Consider the following 21,452-nt stretch of genomic DNA (forward strand, 5'->3'; position numbering starts at 1 on the left):
TTGATGCTTCAGGCTTTAGGCAGGCGGCTTTTATTTTCATATTTAGGTGTAATGGTAACAATTTGGGGGACTTCTACCACAATTGTTTACCATTTTTTGTCTTATAATCTTTATCAAAAATTAGATAGTGAAATTGCCACTTTAGCAAATGCAGCTTCTCACAACTTAATAGCAGCGCCAGTTGACAAAAAAGCAATTAATACTAAGATTCCTCGAATTTTAGATAATGATGATGGAGATTTAGATATTCCTTGGCAAGATTTACGTGAAAATCATCAAGGAGTAGAATGGTTTGATGCTAATGGTCGGCTATTGGCTAAGGCGGGAACCACTATTTCTCGAATGTCTTTTACTGCTAACTTTGACATCAGCCAACACCATAAAATTCGCAGTATTACTATTCCTGTTTATCTGCATAGTTCAAGTGGAAGAAAAAAAAAGCTCCAAGGCTATGTGCGGGTAAGTGAATCGACAGAAGAATTAGAAGAAGAACTAAATAGAGTTTTATGGGGATTTGAGTTAGGAGGATTGATTGTCATAATTCTTAGCGGCTTAGGTGGTTGGTGGCTAACAAGACAATCTTTACAGCCAATTGAGCAAAGTATCGAGCAATTAAAACAGTTTACTACCGATGCTTCTCACGAGTTGCGTAGTCCTTTAACAATTATTAAAACTTCGGTTGAAGTGATTATGAATTATCCAGAGAGAATTCATCCAGCTAATTTAAATAAATTGGAAGCAATATCATCTGCAAGTAATCAAATGACTCGATTAGTAGAAGATTTACTTTTATTAGCTCGAACTGATGCAGTCACAAGTCCTAAAATGATTGCATGGATCAATATTCCTTTAGATGAATTATTAGAGGATTTGGTGGAGTTTTTGGAACCGCAAGCAGTATCTAAGGAAATTACTTTCAAGTCAGAAATATCAACCGAAGTTTTGATCAAAGGTGAAGCTATTCAACTAAAGCGATTATTTTCTAATCTGTTGCAAAATGCCTTGCACTATACACCTAAAGGAGGGACTGTCATAGTTTCTCTAGTTAAACTTGAGCGGTTTGTAGCCATAAATGTTCAAGATACTGGTATTGGTGTTGCTCCAGAACACATTCCGTTAATTTTTAATCGCTTTTGGAGGGCAGATCAAGCTAGAAATCAGCGAGAGGGAGGCTTAGGTTTAGGATTAGCTATTGCATTAGCGATCGCTAGAACTCATGGAGGAGATATTACCGTCACCAGTGAAATCGGTGTTGGTAGCTGCTTTCAGGTACGTTTGCCATTAGCTTCTTAGTTTAATTATTCGGGTTTTGCCGAGTTTTTTTACCAAATAAACCAGACATATTTAATCCTGTCACCAACAATCCCAAAAGTCCTAATCCATTCAAAATTGGGTAGATTCCTTGCAGATGAAAGATTTCGCCTGTATGGATACTCAAGAGGAAGCTAGCTGGAACTCCTATACCAATAGACCACTCGCGGACAAAGGTTGTTAATATCCCAGTCAGCACGGTTAACATCAGTGGCACAGATAGGATGATGCCAAGGATACGATGATACTTACGAAATGAACGTTTCATGGTATTTTTCCGGTAGTAGAAACTTTTTCCCAATACAATGTAGGCTCAATATCACCAAAAATGCAAATGAGATGAGAAAAATCGAGTCTTGTCAGACAAGACTCGAAGTCAGCAATTGGTGTGAGGAGTCTTGATAGACTGCATTTTTAAGGTAAAGCATGACAAGTAAAAAACTCGGAAAGAGAAAATATTGCTTCTTTCCGAGTTTTTTACCTTGATAGCTTTAATATTTAAATGACAAAAATATGACCTAATATTTTTGTTCATAGTCAGCGTAAAATATGAACGCTAGTACAAGTCGGCGGAAATAAACCTACTATTTCATTACAGCCAGAAAGCCCAAAATGAAAGACTTTTGATTTCCGCTTTGCGGTACTAGTCTACATAAACGAGTTTTGATGAGGAGTTTAGAATGAATCGTTTTAATCCAGTACTGATAGTTGCTGCAATCAGCATGATGACTTTGGTTGGATGCAATAAGGGTGACGAACCTACTGCACAGACACCACCTGCTGGGAGTTCTATCGCCGATACAACAGCCACTCCTGCTGCGACAACTAGCCCTAGCGCAGCAACCACTCCCGCTGCGACAACCTCCCCTGGTGCAGTAGCCACTCCCACTAAAACAACCGAATTTCAAGGTCTACAGGGTGTTGTAACCAATACTAAGGCCGCAGTTGAGGCGGGAGATTTTACCAAAGCTAAAGGGGAATTTGATAAATTTGAAGATTTTTGGTCAAAGGTTGAGGATGGAGTGAAAGCTAAATCTCCCACTACCTACAAAGAAATTGAAGATAAAGCTGATGAGATTAAGGCAGGACTGAAAGCCTCTGCACCAAATAAACCAAAATTGTCAACAGCTTTAGTGGTTCTTAACAAGGATGTCACTAGTGTAGCCAAGCCTTAAGAGCCAAATACATAGACTGAGTATTTGTTGGCTAGGGTGCTAGTAGTACGTCAAGTTGAAATTGATGGATGAGCAAGTTTGTAGTAAGGACTTTAGTCCTTATTTTCTAAGCACTAAAGTGCTTACTACAAACTTTCAAAATTAACTTAGACATTGTACTAAGGGACTGACAAATAAAAAAATGTACAACTATTTATTGTGGGGTGGGCGACACGATAGCCCGTAGTCGAAGGCGGGCAAGATGCCATTAGTGTCAACTTAAGGTTAAAACCCATTTGTCAACGATAGGTTTTGTTATGAACGAAGTATAAAGGTGAACTTTTTTCTGAATTTTATACGCAAGCTGGGAGTGATGCTAATAAACAAAGCATTAATAGTCCCTGAAAAAGTTCGTTTTTTGTCCCTTTCAAACCAAATTGTTAAGCATAAATACTTATTGACATAGGAAGTTTGAGCTTAACTTGACACTAATGGCAAGATGCCCACCCCACAAGATTGGATAATTTATTTCTTGGAAGTCCCTAATCCTAATTAATTTTTTGTGTGAGAAATAAAAATGTTAAAAGCAAAATTTCTCTGGAGTTTTCTTCAGCAGGCTCCATTCGTTGTGCTTGTTGCCTCAGTTGTTGGTTATGGTGGGCTGGCAATAGCATCTCCTGCAAATAATACTACATCAAAACCTGAAAATAACCAAACAGAGCAATCTCTAGAGTCTCCGGCAACTGCTGATGCTGTCGCTCAAGTTACTTCTGTATCTCAATTATCAGATGTGCAGCCAACTGATTGGGCATTTCAAGCGCTGCAATCATTAGTAGAACGTTACGGCTGTATTGCTGGATATCCTAATAGTACATATCGCGGTAATCGAGCGATGACGCGATATGAATTTGCGGCGGGTTTGAATGCTTGTCTACAACGCGTCAATGAACTGATTGCTACCTCAACTAATGATTTGGTTAAGAAACAAGATTTAGCCACATTACAAAAATTGCAAGAGGAATTTACCGCCGAACTAGCAACCCTACGCGGTCGAGTTGATGCGCTGGAAACACGCAGTGCCGAACTGGAACAGCATCAGTTTTCTACCACTACCAAACTCAATGGTGAAGCGATTTTTGCAGTAGCAGGGGTTGTGTCAGGAGATAATGCTAGAGGAGGAAAAATCAATCGCAATCCTATTTTAGGCGATCGCGTCCGTCTCAACTTTGATTCTAGCTTTACAGGCAAAGATTTACTCAGAACCCGACTGCAAGCCACAAATCTGAATGCCTTCTCTGCAAATTCTACATTTACGCCAGAAGGTGACTTACGGTTTGCTGGCGGTACTTTTGATAATGGCAACAACAATGCTGTTGGGATAGATGCGCTGTTGTATCAGTTCCCTCTTACTCAGAAAACAAATGTCATTGTTGAAGCAAACGCAGGTGCAGCAGATGATTTTACTAATACAGTAAACCCTTACTTAGATGGAGATGGTGGTAGCGGCGCTCTTTCTCATTTTGGGACTCGCAACCCTATTTACTATCTAGTTAATGGTGCTGGTTTAGGAATTCAGCACCAGTTTAGCAAGAATCTAGAACTAAGTTTGGGGTATTTAGCTAACGATCCTGCTAATTCTCAAAATGGAAGTGGTTTATTCAACGGCGCTTATGGAGCCATAGCCCAGTTAACGGTCAAACCGACTGATAAATTCACCCTTGGTTTGACTTACGTTAATTCTTACAACAATGATTTCACTGCTAATGGTAGTACAGGTAGTAACCGTGCTAACCTGCGATCGGCTTTACTGAATAATCCCAATTTACCAGATGACTTAGCTGCATTTTCTGGTGCAGATTTACCAGTATCCAGTAATGCTTATGGTGCAGAAGCATCATTACAACTGAGTGATAAATTTATTTTGGGTGGCTGGGCTGGCTACACTAACACTCGGATCTTGGCAAGCAATGGCAGTGGAATTAATCGGGGAAGTCTTGATATCTGGAACTGGGCGGTTACTTTAGGATTCCCCGACCTTGGTAAAAAAGGGAATCTAGCTGGTATTGTGGTTGGCATGGAACCTTATGTAACAAGTTCCAGTGTTGCCCAAATTGGCAAAGACAAGAACAATTCCTATCATTTAGAAGCGTTCTACCAGTATAAGGTGAGCGACAATATTACCATTACTCCCGGAGTTATTTGGTTGACTTCGCCGGATAACAACAGCAATAACAATGATGCTGTCATTGGTGCATTGAGAACTACTTTTACTTTCTAAAGGTAAATCTGGATTTGTTAAGAGAGGAGTTTTGTCTTGAGGAAAACTCCCTAACACCCTACCCCTTCTTTGCTTGCGAAGAGTTGAGGGAAAGCGTAACCTTTGCGGGGTGGGGTTTTATTTTTTGGAAGTCATGGTGATGGCGATCGCACTTCCACAACACGCTACTATCTCTGATAAACTGCCTAGTTTACCGCCGTAGGCATCGCTTCTGCTTAACACACCCTACCCCTTCATTTTTTGCTTTTGAGCTTTGGAGAATCGTTTTTCTCCTTTTTATCCTGCAAGCTGCGAATTTTAACCAGCACTGAAATATATTGTTGAGTCATCCAAATCAACGCCTCAATGGATGAGTTACCTTGGTCAATCTGGCTTTTAGCTTGGAAGCCAATCAAGAATAGTTGCATTGCCAGCAACAAAGCAATGGTTTTACTGAGAATTTGACGGACTTGCATTTGGTTGTACCCCAAAGAGTTGTATAGATATAGGTTCTCTTTGGGGTTGTGTCCCTAAGCAAATACCCCAATGTCGCTGAAAATGCCTTAGAATCTGGATTACATGAGTTTGGGGTGGTAGTTTCAATCTGGGGTAGCCCCAAACTTCTTACTCAATTTTTTGGATGTAATGCCACGAGAACCTACTAAAGGCCCTGTAATTCAGAAACGAGTCAAGCGTCTGCTAGAGGCGTTGCTTTGTTTTATCGATGGGGAATTTGAGGATGGTAACTTTAAAATTGAGTTCGACTGGAAAGAAGCAGACAGCGCTAACCCCAAGCTGACTGTGCAGACTACGTTAGTCACGTTGGAGTTGCTGACCCAAAAAGACAAATATCCTGGCAAGTTAACTAAAGCGCAAATTCGAGAAGCGCTGAATTTGCTGAAGGATTTTTTGAAGATTCTGGAAGATAACCGTCTCCAAACTCAGGGTGTTGAAAACTGGCACTTTACAGTCAAGCTATGGTCAAGGAATAAAGAAAAGAACCTAAAACGATTTGATGAGGTATGGGAAAACAATAGACCACAGAAATCTAAAACTTTAGAGGCTAATTTTCAACAAGATGATGGAAAAGTCCAAGATTTAGGAGAAACTGTTAAATTACAGCCGCAAATTAATCAAGCAACTGAGAATTACCAGGGCTTAAATATTAAGGGTGGAAACTCTACAATTAACAACGTAACATTTAATAGTAACCAGATTTCTAATGCTGTACAGCAAGCTGGCAAACCGTTTCAAGCGCCACCCTTACCAGAACACTTTGTAGAACGTCCAGAATACAGCAACGATTTAAAGACTCGCCTTATCACAGAGTCATCAAGTAATCACACTTTGATAATTACTGCGATTCACGGTTTGGGTTCGGTGGGCAAATCTACTTTAGCTGCGGCTTTAGCCCATAATGCAGAAATACAATCTCGTTTTTGTGATGGCATTCTTTGGGCAACATTAGGTCAACAACCCAATGTGCTGGCTTTACTTAGTGGCTGGGTGCAAGCATTAGGAGACTATAGCTTTAAACCTACAAGTGTTGAAGCAACTTCCTCGCATTTGCGGACTCTGCTTTATGACAAAGCTGTGTTGCTGGTGGTGGATGATGCTTGGAATACCGAAGATGCACAAGCATTTAATTTTGGTGGTGCGCGTTGTCAAGTTTTAGTAACTACTCGTGAAGGTCACATTGCCGATGCCTTAGCAGCCAGTACTTACAGTCTGGATATAATGAAACCAGACCAGGCAATGGAATTGCTGACGAAGAAATTAAGACGCGAGATTACAGGCATAGAACGTCACTCAGCAGAAAATTTAGCCAAAGGCGTTGGTTATCTTCCCCTAGCATTGGAACTTGCAGCCGCCGAAGTTGCCTGTGGTACGACTTGGAATGAACTGTTGGCGGATATTCAGCAAGAAGTAGCCAGATTAACAAGTTTTGACCGACCAGAAGCCGAAGAAATTACTGATGAGGCTAGTTTAAAACGCCTGAGTTTAACCGCATCATTAAATTTGAGTGTCAAAAGAATGCCACCAGAAAAGCAGCAGCATTTCTCTTGGTTAGGGGTATTGCCGGAGGATGTCAACATTAATAAGATGATGGCGGCAACGCTGTGGCAGATGGATAAGCGTGATGCTGCCAAGATGTTGCAATATTTACGGAATAAAGCATTGAAATTGCTAGATATATTGCCAGAAGCCCTTGCTGCTGCCAGGGCGATTCAGGATAAGTCTTTGCGTGCCGATGCCTTTAGTGCCTTAGCTGAGAAACTGCCACCAGAGTTATTGCCAGAAGCCCTTGCTGCTGCTAGGGGGATTCAGGATGAGGATTCTCGTGCCGATGCCTTGAGTGCCTTAGCTGAGAAATTGCCAGATATATTGCCAGAAGCCCTTGCTGCTGCCAGGGCAATTCAGAATGAGTTTTTTCGTGCCAATACCTTGAGTGCCTTAGCTGAGAAACTGCCAGATATACTGCCAGAAGCCCTTGCTGCTGCCAGGGCGATTCAGTATGAGTATTCTCGTGCCAATGCCTTGAGTGCCTTAGCTAAGAAACTGCCACCAGAGTTGTTGCCAGAAGCCCTTGCTGCTGCTAGGGCGATTCAGGATAAGGATTATCGTGCCAATGTCTTGAGTGCTTTAGCTTCTGGTTTGTCACAAATGCCAACTGCCGAACTTTTTTCCCTTTGGCAAGATACACTTCATGAATTATCCCTTCGCACTCGCTCTAATTTGCTGCGAGATATCAAAGCATTGTTTCCAGTTATCTTTGCATTAAGTGGTGAAGCAGCAACGGCAGAAATTGCCTGTGCAATTTTTGATGTAGCGCGATGGTGGAAATAATTCGTAATTCGTAATTCGTAATTTAAGAGAGTTAAATTTAACTTGCATCTGTAGCCTGATTTTGGTCAATTGGTATAAGGGGATGCAGGATCTATAGTTTTAAGCGAAGTGCGATCGCCTTTTACAGCTACTCAACCATCAAGCAGGTATGGAATTTACAAACTCTCTCTGGTGTCGATGAGTTGGCGATCGCAATTAGTCATAAAATCATCACAGAAATTGTCTAGACTCTCGATGAGCGATCGCCATGATAGGTTTTAAGCAACTTCTTTAGGTGACATTTTAATTTCTACTTTTTGATTTAAAGCTGCTGCAATCCGAGCCAATATAGACAAAGAATGTCCCTCATAGTCAGCATCTTCCAATCGAGCAATAACTGACTGGGTAGTACCGACTAAATCAGCTAGTTGTTGCTGGGTTAGTCCCGCTTCTTTACGTGCATCGTAGATTATTTGAGATACCTGAGCATTTATTGATGATTCTCTAACCATCTCTTGTAATTCTGGATCTTCTTTCATCATTTTTTTAATGATTTTCAGTGCATCATTAGTTTTCTTCATCTGTTTCTTCTTCTGGTTCAATATAAGTATGAATTTCTGAATTGAGTATGAATAAATTTTTGTATGTTAATGCTAAATCAATTTCTCGATCTGGAACTTGGTTATCCTCTTTAATAATGGCATGAGCTAAAATCACTACGTTTTGACCATGAAAAAAATATAGAATTCTATACTGTACTCTGATGTGCTTGGCTCTTAGTTCATAAATACCATCACGCAGAAAATCTGCGGCGGGTCGTCTTAATTCAAAACCATACTCAGCTAATTGCTCAATTCTGGCGATGCAGTTTGCATATCCCTTACGATCTTGTTTAAGTAATTTGTTTAGCCACTTTAAGACTGGAACTTCTCCTCTATCATCCTGAAAGAAAATAATCCGTGTTTCTGGCATTGTCTGGGATAAGCTTACGCATACTACTAATTTTATCGCAAAAATGCGATTTTAGTGATTAGGCAGATGCTCTGCATGGCGGGCGAGACGCCCCACCCCACAAGAGTTAATTGAATATTTTTTTATTTGGAAGTCCGTTAAAAAAGTTTTGCCTATGCAGGAATATTCATTAACAAGCCATTTTGCGTTTATGCACTCCCTAAGTTACGGGAGCAGCTACAAAACTTATGGGAGCGGCTACAGAACTTATGGGAGCCGCTACAAAACTTATGGTAGCAGCTACAGAACTTATGGGAGCTGCTACAAAACTTATGGGAGTAGCTACAGAACTTACGGGAGCCGCGACAGAACTTATAGGAGCCGCTACAAAACTTATGGGAGCCGCTACAAAACTTATGGGAGCCACTACAGAACTTACGGGAGCTTATAAATACCAAAATCTAGTAACTAAACTACGAAAAATACTGATGTTAGTCCAAAATTTTAGTAAAAAAAATTGCGAGTTTTACTGAACCGGAACGCAGTTTAATTGAGGCAAGCTAGCTCTAGGAGCATCTTAAAGGAGTAATTTTATGTCTCGTAAAAAACGCACATCCCGCATTTTAGAAAAAGCTCAGTTAAGATCCGCCGGACTGAAATCAATTGTTCCAAGCGTCAAATTTGATGAAGATTATAGTCTAGAAAAATTAGTTGAGTCAATCGACCAGTTACGCAACAAAATTGATGTTTATAATACTGCTCTGTCTGTAGTTGACTCTTCTAAAACTGAAATTGAAGAGATGGAAAAAAACTTGAGTCAGCTTTCTGAAAAGATGCTGATGGTGGTTGCAATCAAGTACGGCAAAGACAGCCGCGAATATGAGATGGCGGGTGGTGTTCGCTATAGCGATCGCATCCGTAAAATCAGGTCAAGCCGCTTGAAAAATGTTGCAGAACAAGTATTAGATGAAAATAGTAAAACTGCATAGTGTGGCGCGGCAAGCCTAAAATGTTGCATTAGAGTTATCTGCATCAGTTTCAAAAAACCGATAAAGATGCTTAAGTTTGACATGAGCATCTTCAATATTGACATACTCCCCCGAATGCGATTCGCTAAATTCGGGGGATTTTAGGCTCAAACAGCAATTGCAAGCCGTGCCTGTATATAGCGGTTCCCATTCAGATGCGGTACAAAATTATATCGCGAGTTGTAGGGGCACGGCACTGCCTATTGGTGTCAACTTAAGCTAGAAATAGCATACTGATTGGGTGTTGTTCACCCGCCAGGGAATATAATTCCCTGACTAATTGCTCAAGTCTACTGAAGTAGACTGAAAATTTTCGCGCTATTTAGTCCTCTTCAGAGGACTTTAGTTATGAGACAGGGATTTACAATCCCTGGCGGACGTGCGGTTTCACGTTAAGTTGATACCAATGGGCACTGCCGTGCCCCTACACGTGTACTTCGCTAGATCGGGAAACGCTATAACATCGCTTCAACTGCACAAATATTCTTGGATGCATTCTCATCACGCCCATTCATTGACTGAGCAGTAATTTTACTGCATAACTAAGACAATAGTCCTGCAACAGCTAAATGCAAAAGTTGAACCTGCGAAAACAAGTCAAGTTTTGTTGTTTTAAAGTGACAAAAATAAAAGCAGTAGGCACAAGACACTACTAATTAACCTGAAGTTCACTTGATATAAATGAGTGACCTTGATAAATTACTGCTTCTACTAAAGTTGCTAATCTCGAACTTTTTCACATTTAATATAAGTACTTTTATTACTTTTGCATTACTCAGGTTTGTGAATTATGAACTATATAATTGTTCAACTTAAGTATTAAATAAAATAATTACCTATAGTTTAGGAAAGCAAAGACGTGAACCGTTTAAAAAAGCTATCCTCAATTGCGCTCCTGTTATTAGCCTTCATTTATCCACCTACCTTGGCTGAAGCTAAGGATAATACTCTCAACAATGTTCTCAATGAACAGAGTATTGACGCACAGACAAAATTAGTTGGAGAGCAAAGTGAAAAGTTTTTGTTAGCTCACCGACGGACTCGACGACGTTATCATAGACGACAACGGACTGGAAAATATTATTATCAACGCCAGCGGAATCGACGACATTATTATAGACGACGCTATCGCTCTATAGATTATCACGGACAGGGATATCGTCATGGAGAATGGGAACTTGTGCGCGATCGTCATGGACGATTAATGTATGATTGGCAGCGTTAATAGTGAACTTTACACCCAATTCCCCCAGAGAATCTTTATGCGTAAATCCTAATGTAGGCAGAGTTATTCGAGATAAGTAAAATGATTGAAAATGGGGAAAACTGAACTATATGAAGAAAATTAACTAGGCTAAAACCCTCTTCAATCATGCCTTCTGTCTTTCGGCTTAGTGCAGCAATGTAATTGATAATTTAACCCCGAACTCACCAAATCGCGTTACTCTCTGACTAAAGTCCTAATTTTTCTTGAACTACTGCCTCATCTTTAAAGCCAACCAGCACAGCTGTTCCATCTTTGACGAAAAGTGGACGTTTGAGAAGCATTGCGTCGTGAGTGAATGCGTCAATCCATTGTTCATCAGTCCAAATCTTCTTTTGATCTTCTAAAGCGCGGTAGGATTGGCCAGAGGTATTTCGCATGGGAGCAAAACCCAAAGACTTTACCCAGTTTTGAATTATCTCACGGGTCGGCGGAGTATCTTTGGTGTTGATAAACTCATAGTCAATGTTGTTGTGTTGGAGCCACGTCAAAGCTTTTTTGCAAGTGCTGCAATTGGGAATTCCATAGACTTGAATAGACATAAAACAATTAAGCAACAATCTCCATATATGACATAGCTGGTGTAACTTCTGCAATGCTCCTTGGCGGGTGGTGTCCGCAATAGCGGGAGCATCTGCAAAATCAGGTCGAGTCGCTTGAAAAATTTTGCAGAACAAACATCAAATGAAAGTGCTAACACTGCATAGAGGAGCTTAAAACAAAAGGCTTGAGCAACTTGTCTGGCAAATTGGGCGTTAGCACGCTAGCAAAATCAGCACATAATACAATAGCTAGCGTCCACCAAAAGCCACTCATGCCGCAAAATAACCAAACTGCCGTCGAATTCCGCGATGTCACTTTTAGCCGTAACCATCGCCCATTGGTGTCAAATCTCAACTTCACCATCCGTCAAGGAGAAGCACTGGTATTACTTGGGCGCAGTGGTAGCGGCAAAACCACCACAATGAAATTAATTAATCGCCTATTTACACCTACACAAGGCGAAGTTTTATTTGATGGTATTCCCACAACTCAATGGGATGAAATTAAACTGCGACGAAAAATTGGTTACGTCATTCAAGAAATTGGTTTATTTCCCCATTTTACAGTTGAACGCAATGTGGGTTTAGTTCCTTCTTTAGAAGGTTGGCAACCGAAACAAATTAAAATGCGGGTTTATGAATTGTTGCAATTAGTCGGCTTAGAACCAGCACAATTCGCCGGACGTTACCCGCACGAACTTTCGGGAGGACAAAGGCAAAGAGTCGGTGTAGCCAGGGCCTTAGCAGCAGATCCGCCAGTATTATTGATGGATGAACCCTTTGGCGCACTCGATCCAATTACGCGGCTAGAACTGCAACAAGAGTTTCGGCATTTGCAGCAAGAATTAGGTAAAACTGTTGTTTTCGTCACCCACGATATTCAAGAAGCCTTAGTTTTGGCATCGAGAATTGGTTTAATGTATGGCGGAGAATTGGTAGTATTGGGGACGACAGATGAATTTATGCGATCGCAACATCCAGAAAGCCTCGCTTTTCTACAATGTCTGCGTTCCCTGCAAGATACTTTATGAAAAATTTCTTCTTGGTTAAGTATGCCCCAGAAATTCTTCAGCATACTCTAGAACATCTATTTTTAGTAGGCATCGCTATCGGAATTGCCATCCTTGTAGGCATTCCATTAGGTATTTTGATTACACGTAAAACCTATCTCCGCCAACCAATTCTCGGCATAGCAAATATTTTTCAAACTATTCCTAGTTTGGCGCTGTTTGGCCTACTCATTCCTGTTCCCATAATTGGCGGAATTGGCGCAGTACCAGCAATTGTTGCCTTGACTGTATATTCTTTGCTGCCGATAATTCGTAACACTTACACAGGTATTACTAATGTCGATCCAGCAATTCGAGAAGCTGGAAGAGGCATGGGGATGACAGATAGACAATTGTTATTACAAGTTGAGATTCCCTTGGCAATGGGAGTAATTTTGGCAGGTGTGCGAGTCGCAACGGTAATCGCCATAGGTATTGCAACTATTGCCGCCGCAATTGGGGCTGGTGGTTTGGGAGTATTTATTTTTCGCGGTATATCAGTAGTGAACGATCAGTTAATTTTAGCTGGTGCAGTTCCAGCGGCGGTAATTGCATTATTAGCTGACTTTGCAATTGGCTGGATGGAGAATAAATTAAAAATTAAAAGTTAATGAAAAGATTTTTCACGCTTTGCTTTTTAAGTTTTGCCTTATTATTGGTAATTGTTGGCTGTACGCCGAATTTAAATAGTAATAACGGTGGTAATATTATTGTCGCTTCCAAAGATTTTACCGAACAAGATATTTTAGGTGAACTATTAGCACAGCAAATTGAAGCGACAACTAATTTAAAAGTAGCTCGTCGTCCCCGTTTAGGTGGTTCTTTTGTTTGTCATAGTGCTATTACTGCTGGTAAAATTGATGCCTATATTGAGTACACAGGCACAGCTTTTACTGCAATTTTAAAGCAAAAAGCAGTTAACGATCCTAAAGAAGTTTATGAGAAGTTAAAACAAGCATACTCCCAGCAATTCAATCTAGAAGTGATGCCAAGCCTAGGTTTTGAAAATACTTTTGCGATGATTGTTCGGGGTGAAGATGCCAGACGCTACAACATTGAAACTCTCTCTCAAGCTACTCAATATACACCGCAGTGGCGTGGCGGTTTTGGTTACGAATTTTTAGAACGAGAAGATGGTTTTCCCGGATTAGCGAAAACTTACGATTTACGTTTTGCCAAATCTCCGCAAATTATGGACTTGGGTTTAATATATCGCGCTTTGATTCAAAAACAAGTGGATATGGTAGCAGGTAACTCCACTGACGGACAGATTTCTCGCTTGGGTTTAGTTGTACTCAAGGATGATAAACATTATTTTCCACCTTACGAAACTGTGCCAATTGTCCGACAAGAAATATTAAAAAAATATCCCGAATTAAGAACAGCGATCGCACAACTAGCTGGAAAGATTTCGGCAGATGAAATGCGGCAGTTAAACTATTTAGTTGAAGGAGAATTACGTGATGTTAAAGATGTTGTTCAAGAGTTCCGCAAATCGAAGGGATTAGGTTAATTTCAAGGATAAGCAAGATGCGATCGCCTAGATGCTGACTCAATAATTGATGTTTAGAGTAGGTGTGACCGCAATATGGTTCGGTTAACAAATATTATCTGTTGAGGCAAGCAGGGGAGGCAGGGGGAGAAGAGAGGCAGGGGAGGAAGAATTACTAGTTAATAACTTTCTTCCTCTCCTCCTTCGCTGCTTATCCAAACCGTATTGGGTGTGACCGCGCATCGTTCCTCCCCGATGGTGGCTTGTGCGTGTTTGTAACGCTCTTGCATACAGCAAGAAAAGATGTAGAGAAAAAACTGTTGATAATACAATTCCTTATGAAGATGCACTTAATCTTAAAAAACGAACTGACAATAATATAAAGGAAGAGAGGGTTACTTCTTAAACGCAAGTTTATAAAGAATGAGTATAATATCTGATTTAGATATTCTGTACCGAGATACTGCCGAGATATGTTTTATTAAGCTCATGCAAAGCCAAAAGTGTCTCAAAATGCTCTAAATTGTTTGGGAGCGCAAATCGTAGAATCATAGATATGCTTGACTTTAGTCTCATTCTACCTCCACTTCAAGCGGGTGCATCAATAGCAATTTTTACTTTATATATAATTTGAGATTTGAGTTTGATAAAGTTTGAGTTAAATTCAGCAAATTATTAATTCAGAACAATCACTGTTTTCTGTTTTTAAAATTCAAATTACAAATGTAGAAGTCCAGAAGAATTTGAATTTAAAAAAATAGAAATGATGAAACCTAATTACTTATCTAATTTCCTGAAAATTAGCCTTACCACTGTTGGCATCTTCTGTGTCGCTGCTCAAGGAGCGTATGCTAGCGATTTAAAAGGAACCGCATTTAGCATATCTTTAGAGTGTTTGAATGACACTACTGGACTTTTGTTAGGAAAAAACTCTACTGATGCTAGTGGCTGGCAGTATGCATTTGATTCAAATAAAGATGGGATGAACGGCAACTACTGGGTTGGCTCTGCACCAGGACAGGAAAATCCCTATGATATCTACGGCATGGCTATTCAAGAAACTGATACCAGCGTGATTGTAGCTCTTAATGGCAATATGAAGTTAACAGGACAATCAGAAGCAGGCGCTGCTGGTGGTCAGATTGGTTATGGCGATTTGTTCTTCAATATGTCGGGTAAGTCCTTTGACGATGCCATGAGTAGTGGGGATTTGTTTGGTATTCACTTCTCTTCAGTAAATGCTTCTGGGGTACAACAGCTTGGTGTATATGGTGATGTTCAGGCAAAAACAGTTACTGATACTAAAGAAGGCTACACTATAAATACTTATGGAGGTTTGGCTGGCGGTCAGAATTCTTATGAGGGACAAGTAAAACAAGGTGGTGGTACTGTGGGCTATGGTGATTTGACCAGTAGCTACTTTACTAATAACGGAAAAGACAATACATTCAATCTCAATACCATCCTTTCTGGAAAATACCTCACTGGCATCTCTTTCCTTTCACAAGGAACTGTAACACAGCAGTTGTTAGCCACTGGCTATGATGCAACAAAATTAAAAGGTTCACAAACTATCGCCTTCCAGTTTAATAAGTCTGCAATTACCCAATCAGTTCCCGAACCTGGTAACATCGCTGGTTTTACAATTCTCGGCTTGGCTTTGGCTGGTAGCCAGCTCCGCAAGGGCCGCAGTTACAAGTTTTGAAGTTATATTATCAGGATAAATCAGATCAGTCTCAATTAATTCTTTTGATGCAAAACTTCCCTCAGCATTGGGCTGAGGGAAGTTAAAAAATGGGATATTTTCGATAAAAAGAATTTTTATTAGACTTAGAAGTCAACGTCGTGATTAATACTAAATCACCCTAAGATTGACAAATTTTTTATCAAATGTGGTTTTATTTGACCACAGTTCTGGCGCTGAATTCGGGACTGTAGTTGCACATTTTGAGCAAAAAAGTGATGAAGTAACCAATCCCTCTGCTTATACAGAACAGGTGCGATCGCGTATTGCACATTAGTTGAACCAATCTGTTTACTTTTCAATATTCAAGTGGCTAGCAAAAAATGAGGGCATAGGTAACTTGTTAAGTTGCCAATACCCCCACATAGATAAACTAAGTTTTTGGCGTAGTGTATCAGGCTAAGTCAGTGCTTGAGCAACTGCTGCCGAAAGTGACTCATTTGCTGCTTGCTTCAACAATTCGGCTTTATCGGTCTGTTCCCAAGGCAAGTCTAAATCAGCTCGCCCAAAATGACCGTAAGCCGCGACGTCCTGATAAAAACGTCCGCCTCGTTCACTTGGTAAGTTGCGTAAGTTAAAGGTATGGATGATCCCAGCTGGACGTAGTTCAAAATGCTGGTTGATTAATTCCAGCAAGGTTTCTTCATCCACTTTGCCAGTGCCAAAGGTATCCACCAAAATGCTTGTTGGTCGCGCTACGCCAATAGCATAAGATAGCTGGATTTCAACTTTGTCTGCCAACCCGGCGGCGACAATATTTTTCGCCACATAGCGAGCCGCATAAGCAGCAGAACGGTCTACCTTCGTGGGGTCTTTGCCGGAAAAAGCGCCACCACCATGCCGTGAATAACCACCGTAGGTGTCAACGATTATTTTCCGTCCTGTCAAACCAGAGTCTCCCTGAGGGCCACCAACGACAAATTTACCGGTGGGGTTGACTAAAAAACGTGTTTGATCATTAGGCTTAACGTCAATATCGCCAAAAACAGGTTCGACTACTGCTGACCAGAGGTCTTGTTTAATTTTGGCTTGTACACCCGCCTCATCCGTAATTTCCCCAATACTGGCTGTATGCTGGGTAGAAATTAGAATAGTATCAATACCGACAGGGTGTCCATCTTCGTAGACTACAGTTACTTGGGTTTTACCGTCAGGACGCAGGTATGACAATTCACCTGTTTTGCGGACTGCTGCCAATCGGCGAGCAATGCGGTGGGCGAGACTGATGGGTAAGGGCATCAGTTCTGGTGTTTCGTTGCTGGCAAAACCGAACATTATACCTTGATCGCCCGCCCCAATTTTGTCGAATAGCTCATCACTATCTTGCTCGCGGGTTTCTTGGGCAGTGTTAACGCCTTGGGCAATATCGGGTGATTGTTCGTCTAAAGCCAGCAGAACGCTGGTACTGTTAGCAGAAAAGCCATTATCGGCATTGGTATAGCCAATTTCGGCAATTTTTTTGCGGGCGAGATTGACGAAATTCACATTGGCTTTGGTGGTTATTTCACCAGTGATTAGCACCAAACCAGTATTAACTACTACTTCGGCGGCAACACGGCTGCTTGAGTCTTGTGTCAATAGAGCATCCAGAATGGTATCAGAAATCTGATCGCAGATTTTATCTGGATGACCTTCGGTGACTGACTCGGAGGTAAATAAATATCGACGAGACAAAGGAAATTCCTCCATCGAGAGTTTTTTCGTTGACCAAATGTGAGTATTTAGTTCAACTACTAATTTATGAAATCATAACAATATTTATACTTCAGTCGTTAGTATCTTCTTGATATTGATAAAAACCGCTAACTATAAGGTAAATATCCGTAAATAAGATAAATATATGCTAATTATTTTGTAGTGAAAACGTATTTAATAACACAAAAAAAAGGGGGACACCCGGAAGCGTCCCCACAAGCTTTGACACAAACACTGCTGCTTTAAACCTGAACCGCTAACTTTGCTTCCGTAGCTGTCAACCGCTCATAAGCAGCACGCATTTTCAAACCTGTAAGCACTTGGAAGAAACCAGTACCATTATTGGAACCTGGATACTCGCGGTGCTGGAGTAACAAGTGAGTCAATTCACCCTGATATTTTGTGGATGTATTGCTGAGATGGGTTTCGATATAAATGACTTCTTCCAAGTTGTCAAATTGGCCATCCACCTCTAGTACTGAGACATAACGACCATAGTAAACATCTGAACCGTAGTAGAGTTGCATACCAGGATAAGAACAGGTCAGCTTGCGTCCACAGGGAGTCCAATTAATTGTTGAACCTTCATCAAATAGGTAGGTTGGATCAAAGCCTTCCTTACCTTCCCGCTGGAGCATACGTACCCTTAAGACTCTACGCTCGGTGTCGTTTTTGATCAAGTTCGTGGGTAATACCTGGAGAACCACATCAGCAAATTCTCTTTGTGGTTCGATAAATTTATCAAAGTCAGGTTTACGGGAATTGATTTGCGCTAAGACATCTTCGTAGCGATGACCGCGTTCAGCCATATCTCGCTGGATTTTCCAGGCAATTTTGACTTCATCGCTAATATCAAAATAAACACTGAAGTCGATTAGCGATCGCACCCGCTCATCATATAAAGGATGCAGCCCTTCAACAACTATAATGTGATTCGGCTCTATCCGCTCTGGCGGATCAATCAAGCCGGTTTCGTGGTTGTAAATCGGCTTATCAATCGCTTGACCACTTTTGAGCGCTTTAATTTGCTCATACATCAGGTCAAAATTGTTTGCTCTGGGGTCTAGTGCCGTTATCCCAGTTTCTTTACGCTGTTTGCGATCTAAGGAGTGATAATCATCTAAGCAGATGACCGTCATTAAATCTTCACCAAACAAATCTATCAAACGACGCAAAAACGTAGATTTACCGCACCCAGAGTCTCCCGCTACTCCAATCAGTACCACGCGTTCCGGCTTACTTGTCATAAATCTCCTCTAAAAATACTAAAGTTGTGTCAATAATTTTTCACACAGCAGATTCTGAAGCCAGGAGTTTACCCCTTTGGTTTATCCTGCGTTCTTGCTACCTAGCACATCTATAAGACACCAAGCGGGTAGGCAACAAAGTAATCAGGAGGCAGGAGGCAGGAGGCAGGAGGCAGAAGTAACCCACGTTTAAAAGCGTGAGACTTAAGCTGTAGATGCCTTGAATCTCGCGGCACTTTTCGCTCAATACAATTCTTATTTTTAAACTGGGCTTTTGACCTAGAAATAAAAAAATTTTATTCATGCTTCTTTCCTCCTGCCTCCTGCCCTTTGCCTCCTGCCTACTCTTTTAAGTTGCTACTCGTCGGACTAGCCTGAATGTTGGTGCCGGTAAGTATTTAATCCTAGTGGTATATTTGATTTTAACAGAAGGGGGTATCCCATACAAGATTACTGTCAAGAAGAATTAGCGTGGTTCATCAATCATTTTTTTGTTAATTTAGTTGTTAATTTAAAAATGGGGATCAGCACCGCCCATCAGTGTTGCACCTTTATCAGTCTGCTACTTGTGACTCTATATAATCCAGACTATAAGGTATAATTTATTATTACCGCGAATTTTCTATCTTCCTAAATTGTAATTCCTGCTCGACAATACTTAATATATTCAAAGTAAAATCTATCCAACGAATGAGGAAACAACTCGCATTAGTCAAATTATCGGCTGTAAATTTATAAATATGCTCATATAGAAGCGTTGACGTTATGGCAAAGTACTGATAAAAGGTTGACAGATTTTTCACATCAAGTGAAACTAATTACAGTTGCTTGAATTACGATTCTCTATTTCGTTATGTTTGTAGCTGGAGTTGTCCTAGTCATGTAATTATCCATAGACAGGTAATGAGGATAGCTAAAAACATTCCACCAGAGTAGTAGATTTGGAAAAGTAAAACCAATCGGAAGAAAACCTTCCGAGATTGGTATTATCTAATTTCAACCCTTGGAGTAAGCAAGCACAACGGTAGCTTTTGGAGGTAAACTCAGCGCTAGCTTCCACCAATCAAAGCAGCCCTTCGACAATATCTGCTATTGTGAGTTGCTCATTGGGTAGTAAGGTAAAAAGCTATCTCCCTAATGGGGGTGGTAGTAAACTAAAAAAAGATTAAATTGACTCATTATTAACATTCTCCACAAGACTTATCCTTTACTTTAGAAGGTGAACAGGTGTGTTTTTTGCTATGCCTGCATGTCTTTGGTGAGTGTACTTAGCAAGGCATTAATTTAATGATGCCGTTTTTCCTTGTTTCTCCAGTTTTGTGAAACGAAAATCCGGTAAACTAAAGCTGGCATGGGATGGGAATAGTTTTTTTTTGAAAAACGGTTAAGTAAATTATCGGAGTGGTAGAACGAATGTACAATCAAGGTGCTGTTGAGGGTGCTGCCAACACAGAATTAGGTAGCCGCATCTTCCTTTATGAAGTGGTGGGTTTGCGTCAGAGCGAAGAAACTGATCAAACTAACTACCCAATTCGGAAAAGTGGCAGTGTGTTCATCAGAGTGCCTTACAACCGCATGAATCAAGAAATGCGACGTATCACTCGTCTAGGCGGCACAATTGTTAGCATCCAGCCTGTAACTGCTCTAGAGCCAGTTAATGGTAAAGCCTCACTTGAGAATGCTACAAGCGAAGTTAGCGAGTTAGCTACATCTGGGGAAACTGCTAACAGTGAAGGGAATGGTAAAGCCACACCTGTAAATACTCATAGTGAAACCAAAGGTTTTGCTAAACCACCAGCTGAAGAACAGCTCAAGAACAAGGACAAGAAAGGCAACACCATGACTCAAGCGAAAGCCAAAAAAGACCACGGTGACGTTCCTGTTAACACTTACCGTCCCAATGCTCCGTTCATTGGCAAGGTAGTATCTAATGAACCCCTAGTCAAAGAAGGTGGGATTGGTATTGTTCAACACCTCAAATTTGACATTTCCGCCGGGGATTTGAAGTATATAGAAGGTCAAAGTATTGGGATTATTCCCCCAGGATTAGACAAGAACGGCAAGCCAGAAAAACTTAGACTCTATTCCATCGCCTCAACTCGTCATGGCGATGATGTGGATGATAAGACAGTATCACTGTGCGTCCGCCAATTGGAATACAAGCACCCAGAAACTAGCGAAACAGTCTATGGTGTTTGCTCTACACACCTGTGTTTCCTAGAACCAGGAGCAGATGTAAAAATTACAGGGCCTGTGGGTAAGGAAATGTTGTTACCCGATGACACTGATGCTAATGTGATCATGATGGCAACCGGAACAGGTATTGCCCCGATGCGAGCTTATCTGTGGCGTCAGTTTAAAGATGCAGAAAGAGCAGCAAACCCAGAATACCAATTTAAAGGATTCTCTTGGCTAATATTTGGTGTGCCGACAACTCCAAACCTTTTATATAAGGAAGAACTGGAAGAAATTCAACAAAAATATCCTGAAAACTTCCGCCTCACACCTGCCATCAGCCGCGAACAAAAAAATCCTCAAGGCGGTAGAATGTACATCCAAGACCGCGTAGCAGAACATGCTGATGAATTGTGGCAGTTGATTAAAAATGAAAAAACCCACACCTACATCTGCGGTTTGCGAGGTATGGAAGAAGGTATTGATGCAGCCTTAACTACTGCTGCTGCTAAGGAAGGCGTAACCTGGAGTGATTACCAGAAGCAACTCAAGAAAGCTCATCGCTGGCACGTAGAAACCTACTAAATTAGTCATTAGTTTTAGACAAAGGACGAAGGACAAATGACGAAGGACAAATGACGAAGTTATGAAATAGTAGGGTGGGCAATGCTCACCCTACAATTGTTTTGTTATGAATATTGTAAATAGCTGAGGAAA

Annotated in this window: 20 protein-coding genes; 13 read left to right on the forward strand and 7 right to left on the reverse strand. The window is 40.9% G+C overall.

All coding sequences use genetic code 11. The features are described from left to right. Positions 1-3 precede the first annotated feature (3 nt). Complete coding sequence (locus HWQ44_RS01895) at positions 4-1,293, forward strand: ATP-binding protein (protein ID WP_292714015.1); 1,290 nt, start codon at positions 4-6, stop codon at positions 1,291-1,293. A 1-nt stretch (position 1,294) separates the two neighbouring features. Here HWQ44_RS01895 and HWQ44_RS01900 read toward each other — a convergent pair whose 3' ends face one another. After that, positions 1,295-1,579 (reverse strand): peptidase, encoded by a 285-nt coding sequence (locus tag HWQ44_RS01900; RefSeq protein ID WP_174708855.1) that lies wholly within the window; start codon positions 1,577-1,579, stop codon positions 1,295-1,297. A gap of 412 nt (positions 1,580-1,991) precedes the next feature. Between HWQ44_RS01900 and HWQ44_RS01905 the strand changes: the two genes are divergently transcribed. Both HWQ44_RS01905 and HWQ44_RS01910 read left to right on the forward strand, forming a co-directional pair. Beyond that, on the forward strand, positions 1,992-2,486 hold the full coding sequence (locus HWQ44_RS01905; protein ID WP_292714020.1) for a DUF4363 domain-containing protein: 495 nt from the start codon (positions 1,992-1,994) through the stop codon (positions 2,484-2,486). A 556-nt stretch (positions 2,487-3,042) separates the two neighbouring features. Beyond that, positions 3,043-4,743 carry an iron uptake porin gene (locus HWQ44_RS01910; RefSeq protein ID WP_292714022.1) on the forward strand — a complete coding sequence of 567 codons (1,701 nt, stop codon included), beginning with the start codon at positions 3,043-3,045 and terminating at the stop codon, positions 4,741-4,743. A gap of 233 nt (positions 4,744-4,976) precedes the next feature. On the opposite strand, the gene HWQ44_RS01915 is transcribed toward HWQ44_RS01910, so the two are convergent. Further along, entirely contained in the window at positions 4,977-5,198 is a 222-nt protein-coding gene (locus HWQ44_RS01915) for a hypothetical protein (protein WP_292714025.1), read from the reverse strand. A gap of 169 nt (positions 5,199-5,367) precedes the next feature. On the opposite strand from HWQ44_RS01915, the gene HWQ44_RS01920 reads away from it, so the two are divergent. Further along, positions 5,368-7,569 carry an NB-ARC domain-containing protein gene (locus HWQ44_RS01920; protein ID WP_292714027.1) on the forward strand — a complete coding sequence of 734 codons (2,202 nt, stop codon included), beginning with the start codon at positions 5,368-5,370 and terminating at the stop codon, positions 7,567-7,569. Positions 7,570-7,826: 257 nt separating this feature from the next. Here the strand turns inward: HWQ44_RS01920 and HWQ44_RS01925 are convergent, their stop codons facing one another. Together HWQ44_RS01925 and HWQ44_RS01930 are read right to left on the reverse strand one after the other, a co-directional pair. Continuing rightward, the gene (locus tag HWQ44_RS01925) at positions 7,827-8,129 is read right to left on the reverse strand and encodes a helix-turn-helix transcriptional regulator (RefSeq protein ID WP_292714028.1); all 303 of its coding nucleotides are present in this window, start codon (positions 8,127-8,129) and stop codon (positions 7,827-7,829) included. Continuing rightward, complete coding sequence (locus HWQ44_RS01930) at positions 8,116-8,520, reverse strand: type II toxin-antitoxin system RelE/ParE family toxin (RefSeq protein WP_292714030.1); 405 nt, start codon at positions 8,518-8,520, stop codon at positions 8,116-8,118. The genes HWQ44_RS01925 and HWQ44_RS01930 overlap by 14 nt, the downstream gene beginning before the upstream one ends. A 227-nt stretch (positions 8,521-8,747) precedes the next feature. Here HWQ44_RS01930 and HWQ44_RS01935 point away from each other — a divergent pair, with 227 nt between their 5' ends. The 3 genes from HWQ44_RS01935 to HWQ44_RS01945 all read left to right on the forward strand — a co-directional run bounded on the left by HWQ44_RS01935 (position 8,748) and on the right by HWQ44_RS01945 (position 10,752). Then, positions 8,748-9,032: a hypothetical protein gene (locus tag HWQ44_RS01935; RefSeq protein WP_292714032.1), complete on the forward strand. Its 285-nt coding sequence runs from the start codon at positions 8,748-8,750 to the stop codon at positions 9,030-9,032. Between the two features lie 60 nt (positions 9,033-9,092). After that, positions 9,093-9,488, forward strand: a complete 396-nt coding sequence (locus tag HWQ44_RS01940) for a hypothetical protein (protein ID WP_292714034.1) — start codon at positions 9,093-9,095, stop codon at positions 9,486-9,488. An 898-nt stretch (positions 9,489-10,386) separates the two neighbouring features. Next, a complete protein-coding gene (locus tag HWQ44_RS01945) occupies positions 10,387-10,752 on the forward strand; it encodes a hypothetical protein (protein WP_292714036.1) in 366 nt (121 codons plus the stop codon). A gap of 227 nt (positions 10,753-10,979) precedes the next feature. Here HWQ44_RS01945 and HWQ44_RS01950 read toward each other — a convergent pair whose 3' ends face one another. Beyond that, positions 10,980-11,333 (reverse strand): Spx/MgsR family RNA polymerase-binding regulatory protein, encoded by a 354-nt coding sequence (locus HWQ44_RS01950; protein ID WP_292714038.1) that lies wholly within the window; start codon positions 11,331-11,333, stop codon positions 10,980-10,982. A gap of 272 nt (positions 11,334-11,605) precedes the next feature. Here HWQ44_RS01950 and HWQ44_RS01955 point away from each other — a divergent pair, with 272 nt between their 5' ends. The 5 genes from HWQ44_RS01955 (at position 11,606) to HWQ44_RS01975 (ending at position 15,895) form a co-directional block, all read left to right on the forward strand. Next, positions 11,606-12,364: an ATP-binding cassette domain-containing protein gene (locus HWQ44_RS01955; protein WP_292714182.1), complete on the forward strand. Its 759-nt coding sequence runs from the start codon at positions 11,606-11,608 to the stop codon at positions 12,362-12,364. Continuing rightward, entirely contained in the window at positions 12,361-12,993 is a 633-nt protein-coding gene (locus tag HWQ44_RS01960) for an ABC transporter permease (protein WP_292714040.1), read from the forward strand. Before HWQ44_RS01955 ends, HWQ44_RS01960 begins: the two co-directional genes overlap by 4 nt. Continuing rightward, entirely contained in the window at positions 12,993-13,895 is a 903-nt protein-coding gene (locus tag HWQ44_RS01965) for a glycine betaine ABC transporter substrate-binding protein (RefSeq protein ID WP_292714042.1), read from the forward strand. The genes HWQ44_RS01960 and HWQ44_RS01965 overlap by 1 nt, the downstream gene beginning before the upstream one ends. A 742-nt stretch (positions 13,896-14,637) precedes the next feature. Next, a complete protein-coding gene (locus tag HWQ44_RS01970) occupies positions 14,638-15,579 on the forward strand; it encodes an XDD3 family exosortase-dependent surface protein (protein ID WP_292714044.1) in 942 nt (313 codons plus the stop codon). 187 nt (positions 15,580-15,766) lie between these two features. Then, the gene (locus HWQ44_RS01975) at positions 15,767-15,895 is read left to right on the forward strand and encodes a hypothetical protein (RefSeq protein ID WP_292714046.1); all 129 of its coding nucleotides are present in this window, start codon (positions 15,767-15,769) and stop codon (positions 15,893-15,895) included. Between the two features lie 122 nt (positions 15,896-16,017). On the opposite strand, the gene metK is transcribed toward HWQ44_RS01975, so the two are convergent. Both metK and HWQ44_RS01985 read right to left on the reverse strand, forming a co-directional pair. Beyond that, positions 16,018-17,292 (reverse strand): methionine adenosyltransferase, encoded by a 1,275-nt coding sequence (metK, locus tag HWQ44_RS01980; RefSeq protein WP_292714048.1) that lies wholly within the window; start codon positions 17,290-17,292, stop codon positions 16,018-16,020. A 263-nt stretch (positions 17,293-17,555) separates the two neighbouring features. Then, entirely contained in the window at positions 17,556-18,560 is a 1,005-nt protein-coding gene (locus HWQ44_RS01985) for a phosphoribulokinase (protein WP_292714050.1), read from the reverse strand. Positions 18,561-19,973: 1,413 nt separating this feature from the next. Here HWQ44_RS01985 and petH point away from each other — a divergent pair. Next, on the forward strand, positions 19,974-21,320 hold the full coding sequence (gene petH, locus HWQ44_RS01990; RefSeq protein ID WP_292714185.1) for a ferredoxin--NADP reductase: 1,347 nt from the start codon (positions 19,974-19,976) through the stop codon (positions 21,318-21,320). Positions 21,321-21,452: the final 132 nt, after the last annotated feature.

It is taken from the genome of Nostoc sp. JL34 (assembly GCF_017114945.1).
Classification (GTDB): Bacteria; Cyanobacteriota; Cyanobacteriia; order Cyanobacteriales; family Nostocaceae; genus Nostoc.

Coding starts and splice junctions, on each gene's coding strand:
- HWQ44_RS01895 (WP_292714015.1), top strand. CDS start 4: ATGCTTCAGGCTTTAGGCAGGCGGCTTTTATTTTCATATTTAGGTGTA.
- HWQ44_RS01900 (WP_174708855.1), bottom strand. CDS start 1,579: ATGAAACGTTCATTTCGTAAGTATCATCGTATCCTTGGCATCATCCTA.
- HWQ44_RS01905 (WP_292714020.1), top strand. CDS start 1,992: ATGAATCGTTTTAATCCAGTACTGATAGTTGCTGCAATCAGCATGATG.
- HWQ44_RS01910 (WP_292714022.1), top strand. CDS start 3,043: ATGTTAAAAGCAAAATTTCTCTGGAGTTTTCTTCAGCAGGCTCCATTC.
- HWQ44_RS01915 (WP_292714025.1), bottom strand. CDS start 5,198: ATGCAAGTCCGTCAAATTCTCAGTAAAACCATTGCTTTGTTGCTGGCA.
- HWQ44_RS01920 (WP_292714027.1), top strand. CDS start 5,368: ATGCCACGAGAACCTACTAAAGGCCCTGTAATTCAGAAACGAGTCAAG.
- HWQ44_RS01925 (WP_292714028.1), bottom strand. CDS start 8,129: ATGAAGAAAACTAATGATGCACTGAAAATCATTAAAAAAATGATGAAA.
- HWQ44_RS01930 (WP_292714030.1), bottom strand. CDS start 8,520: ATGCCAGAAACACGGATTATTTTCTTTCAGGATGATAGAGGAGAAGTT.
- HWQ44_RS01935 (WP_292714032.1), top strand. CDS start 8,748: ATGGGAGCGGCTACAGAACTTATGGGAGCCGCTACAAAACTTATGGTA.
- HWQ44_RS01940 (WP_292714034.1), top strand. CDS start 9,093: ATGTCTCGTAAAAAACGCACATCCCGCATTTTAGAAAAAGCTCAGTTA.
- HWQ44_RS01950 (WP_292714038.1), bottom strand. CDS start 11,333: ATGTCTATTCAAGTCTATGGAATTCCCAATTGCAGCACTTGCAAAAAA.
- HWQ44_RS01955 (WP_292714182.1), top strand. CDS start 11,606: ATGCCGCAAAATAACCAAACTGCCGTCGAATTCCGCGATGTCACTTTT.
- HWQ44_RS01960 (WP_292714040.1), top strand. CDS start 12,361: ATGAAAAATTTCTTCTTGGTTAAGTATGCCCCAGAAATTCTTCAGCAT.
- HWQ44_RS01965 (WP_292714042.1), top strand. CDS start 12,993: ATGAAAAGATTTTTCACGCTTTGCTTTTTAAGTTTTGCCTTATTATTG.
- HWQ44_RS01970 (WP_292714044.1), top strand. CDS start 14,638: ATGATGAAACCTAATTACTTATCTAATTTCCTGAAAATTAGCCTTACC.
- HWQ44_RS01985 (WP_292714050.1), bottom strand. CDS start 18,560: ATGACAAGTAAGCCGGAACGCGTGGTACTGATTGGAGTAGCGGGAGAC.
- petH (WP_292714185.1), top strand. CDS start 19,974: ATGTACAATCAAGGTGCTGTTGAGGGTGCTGCCAACACAGAATTAGGT.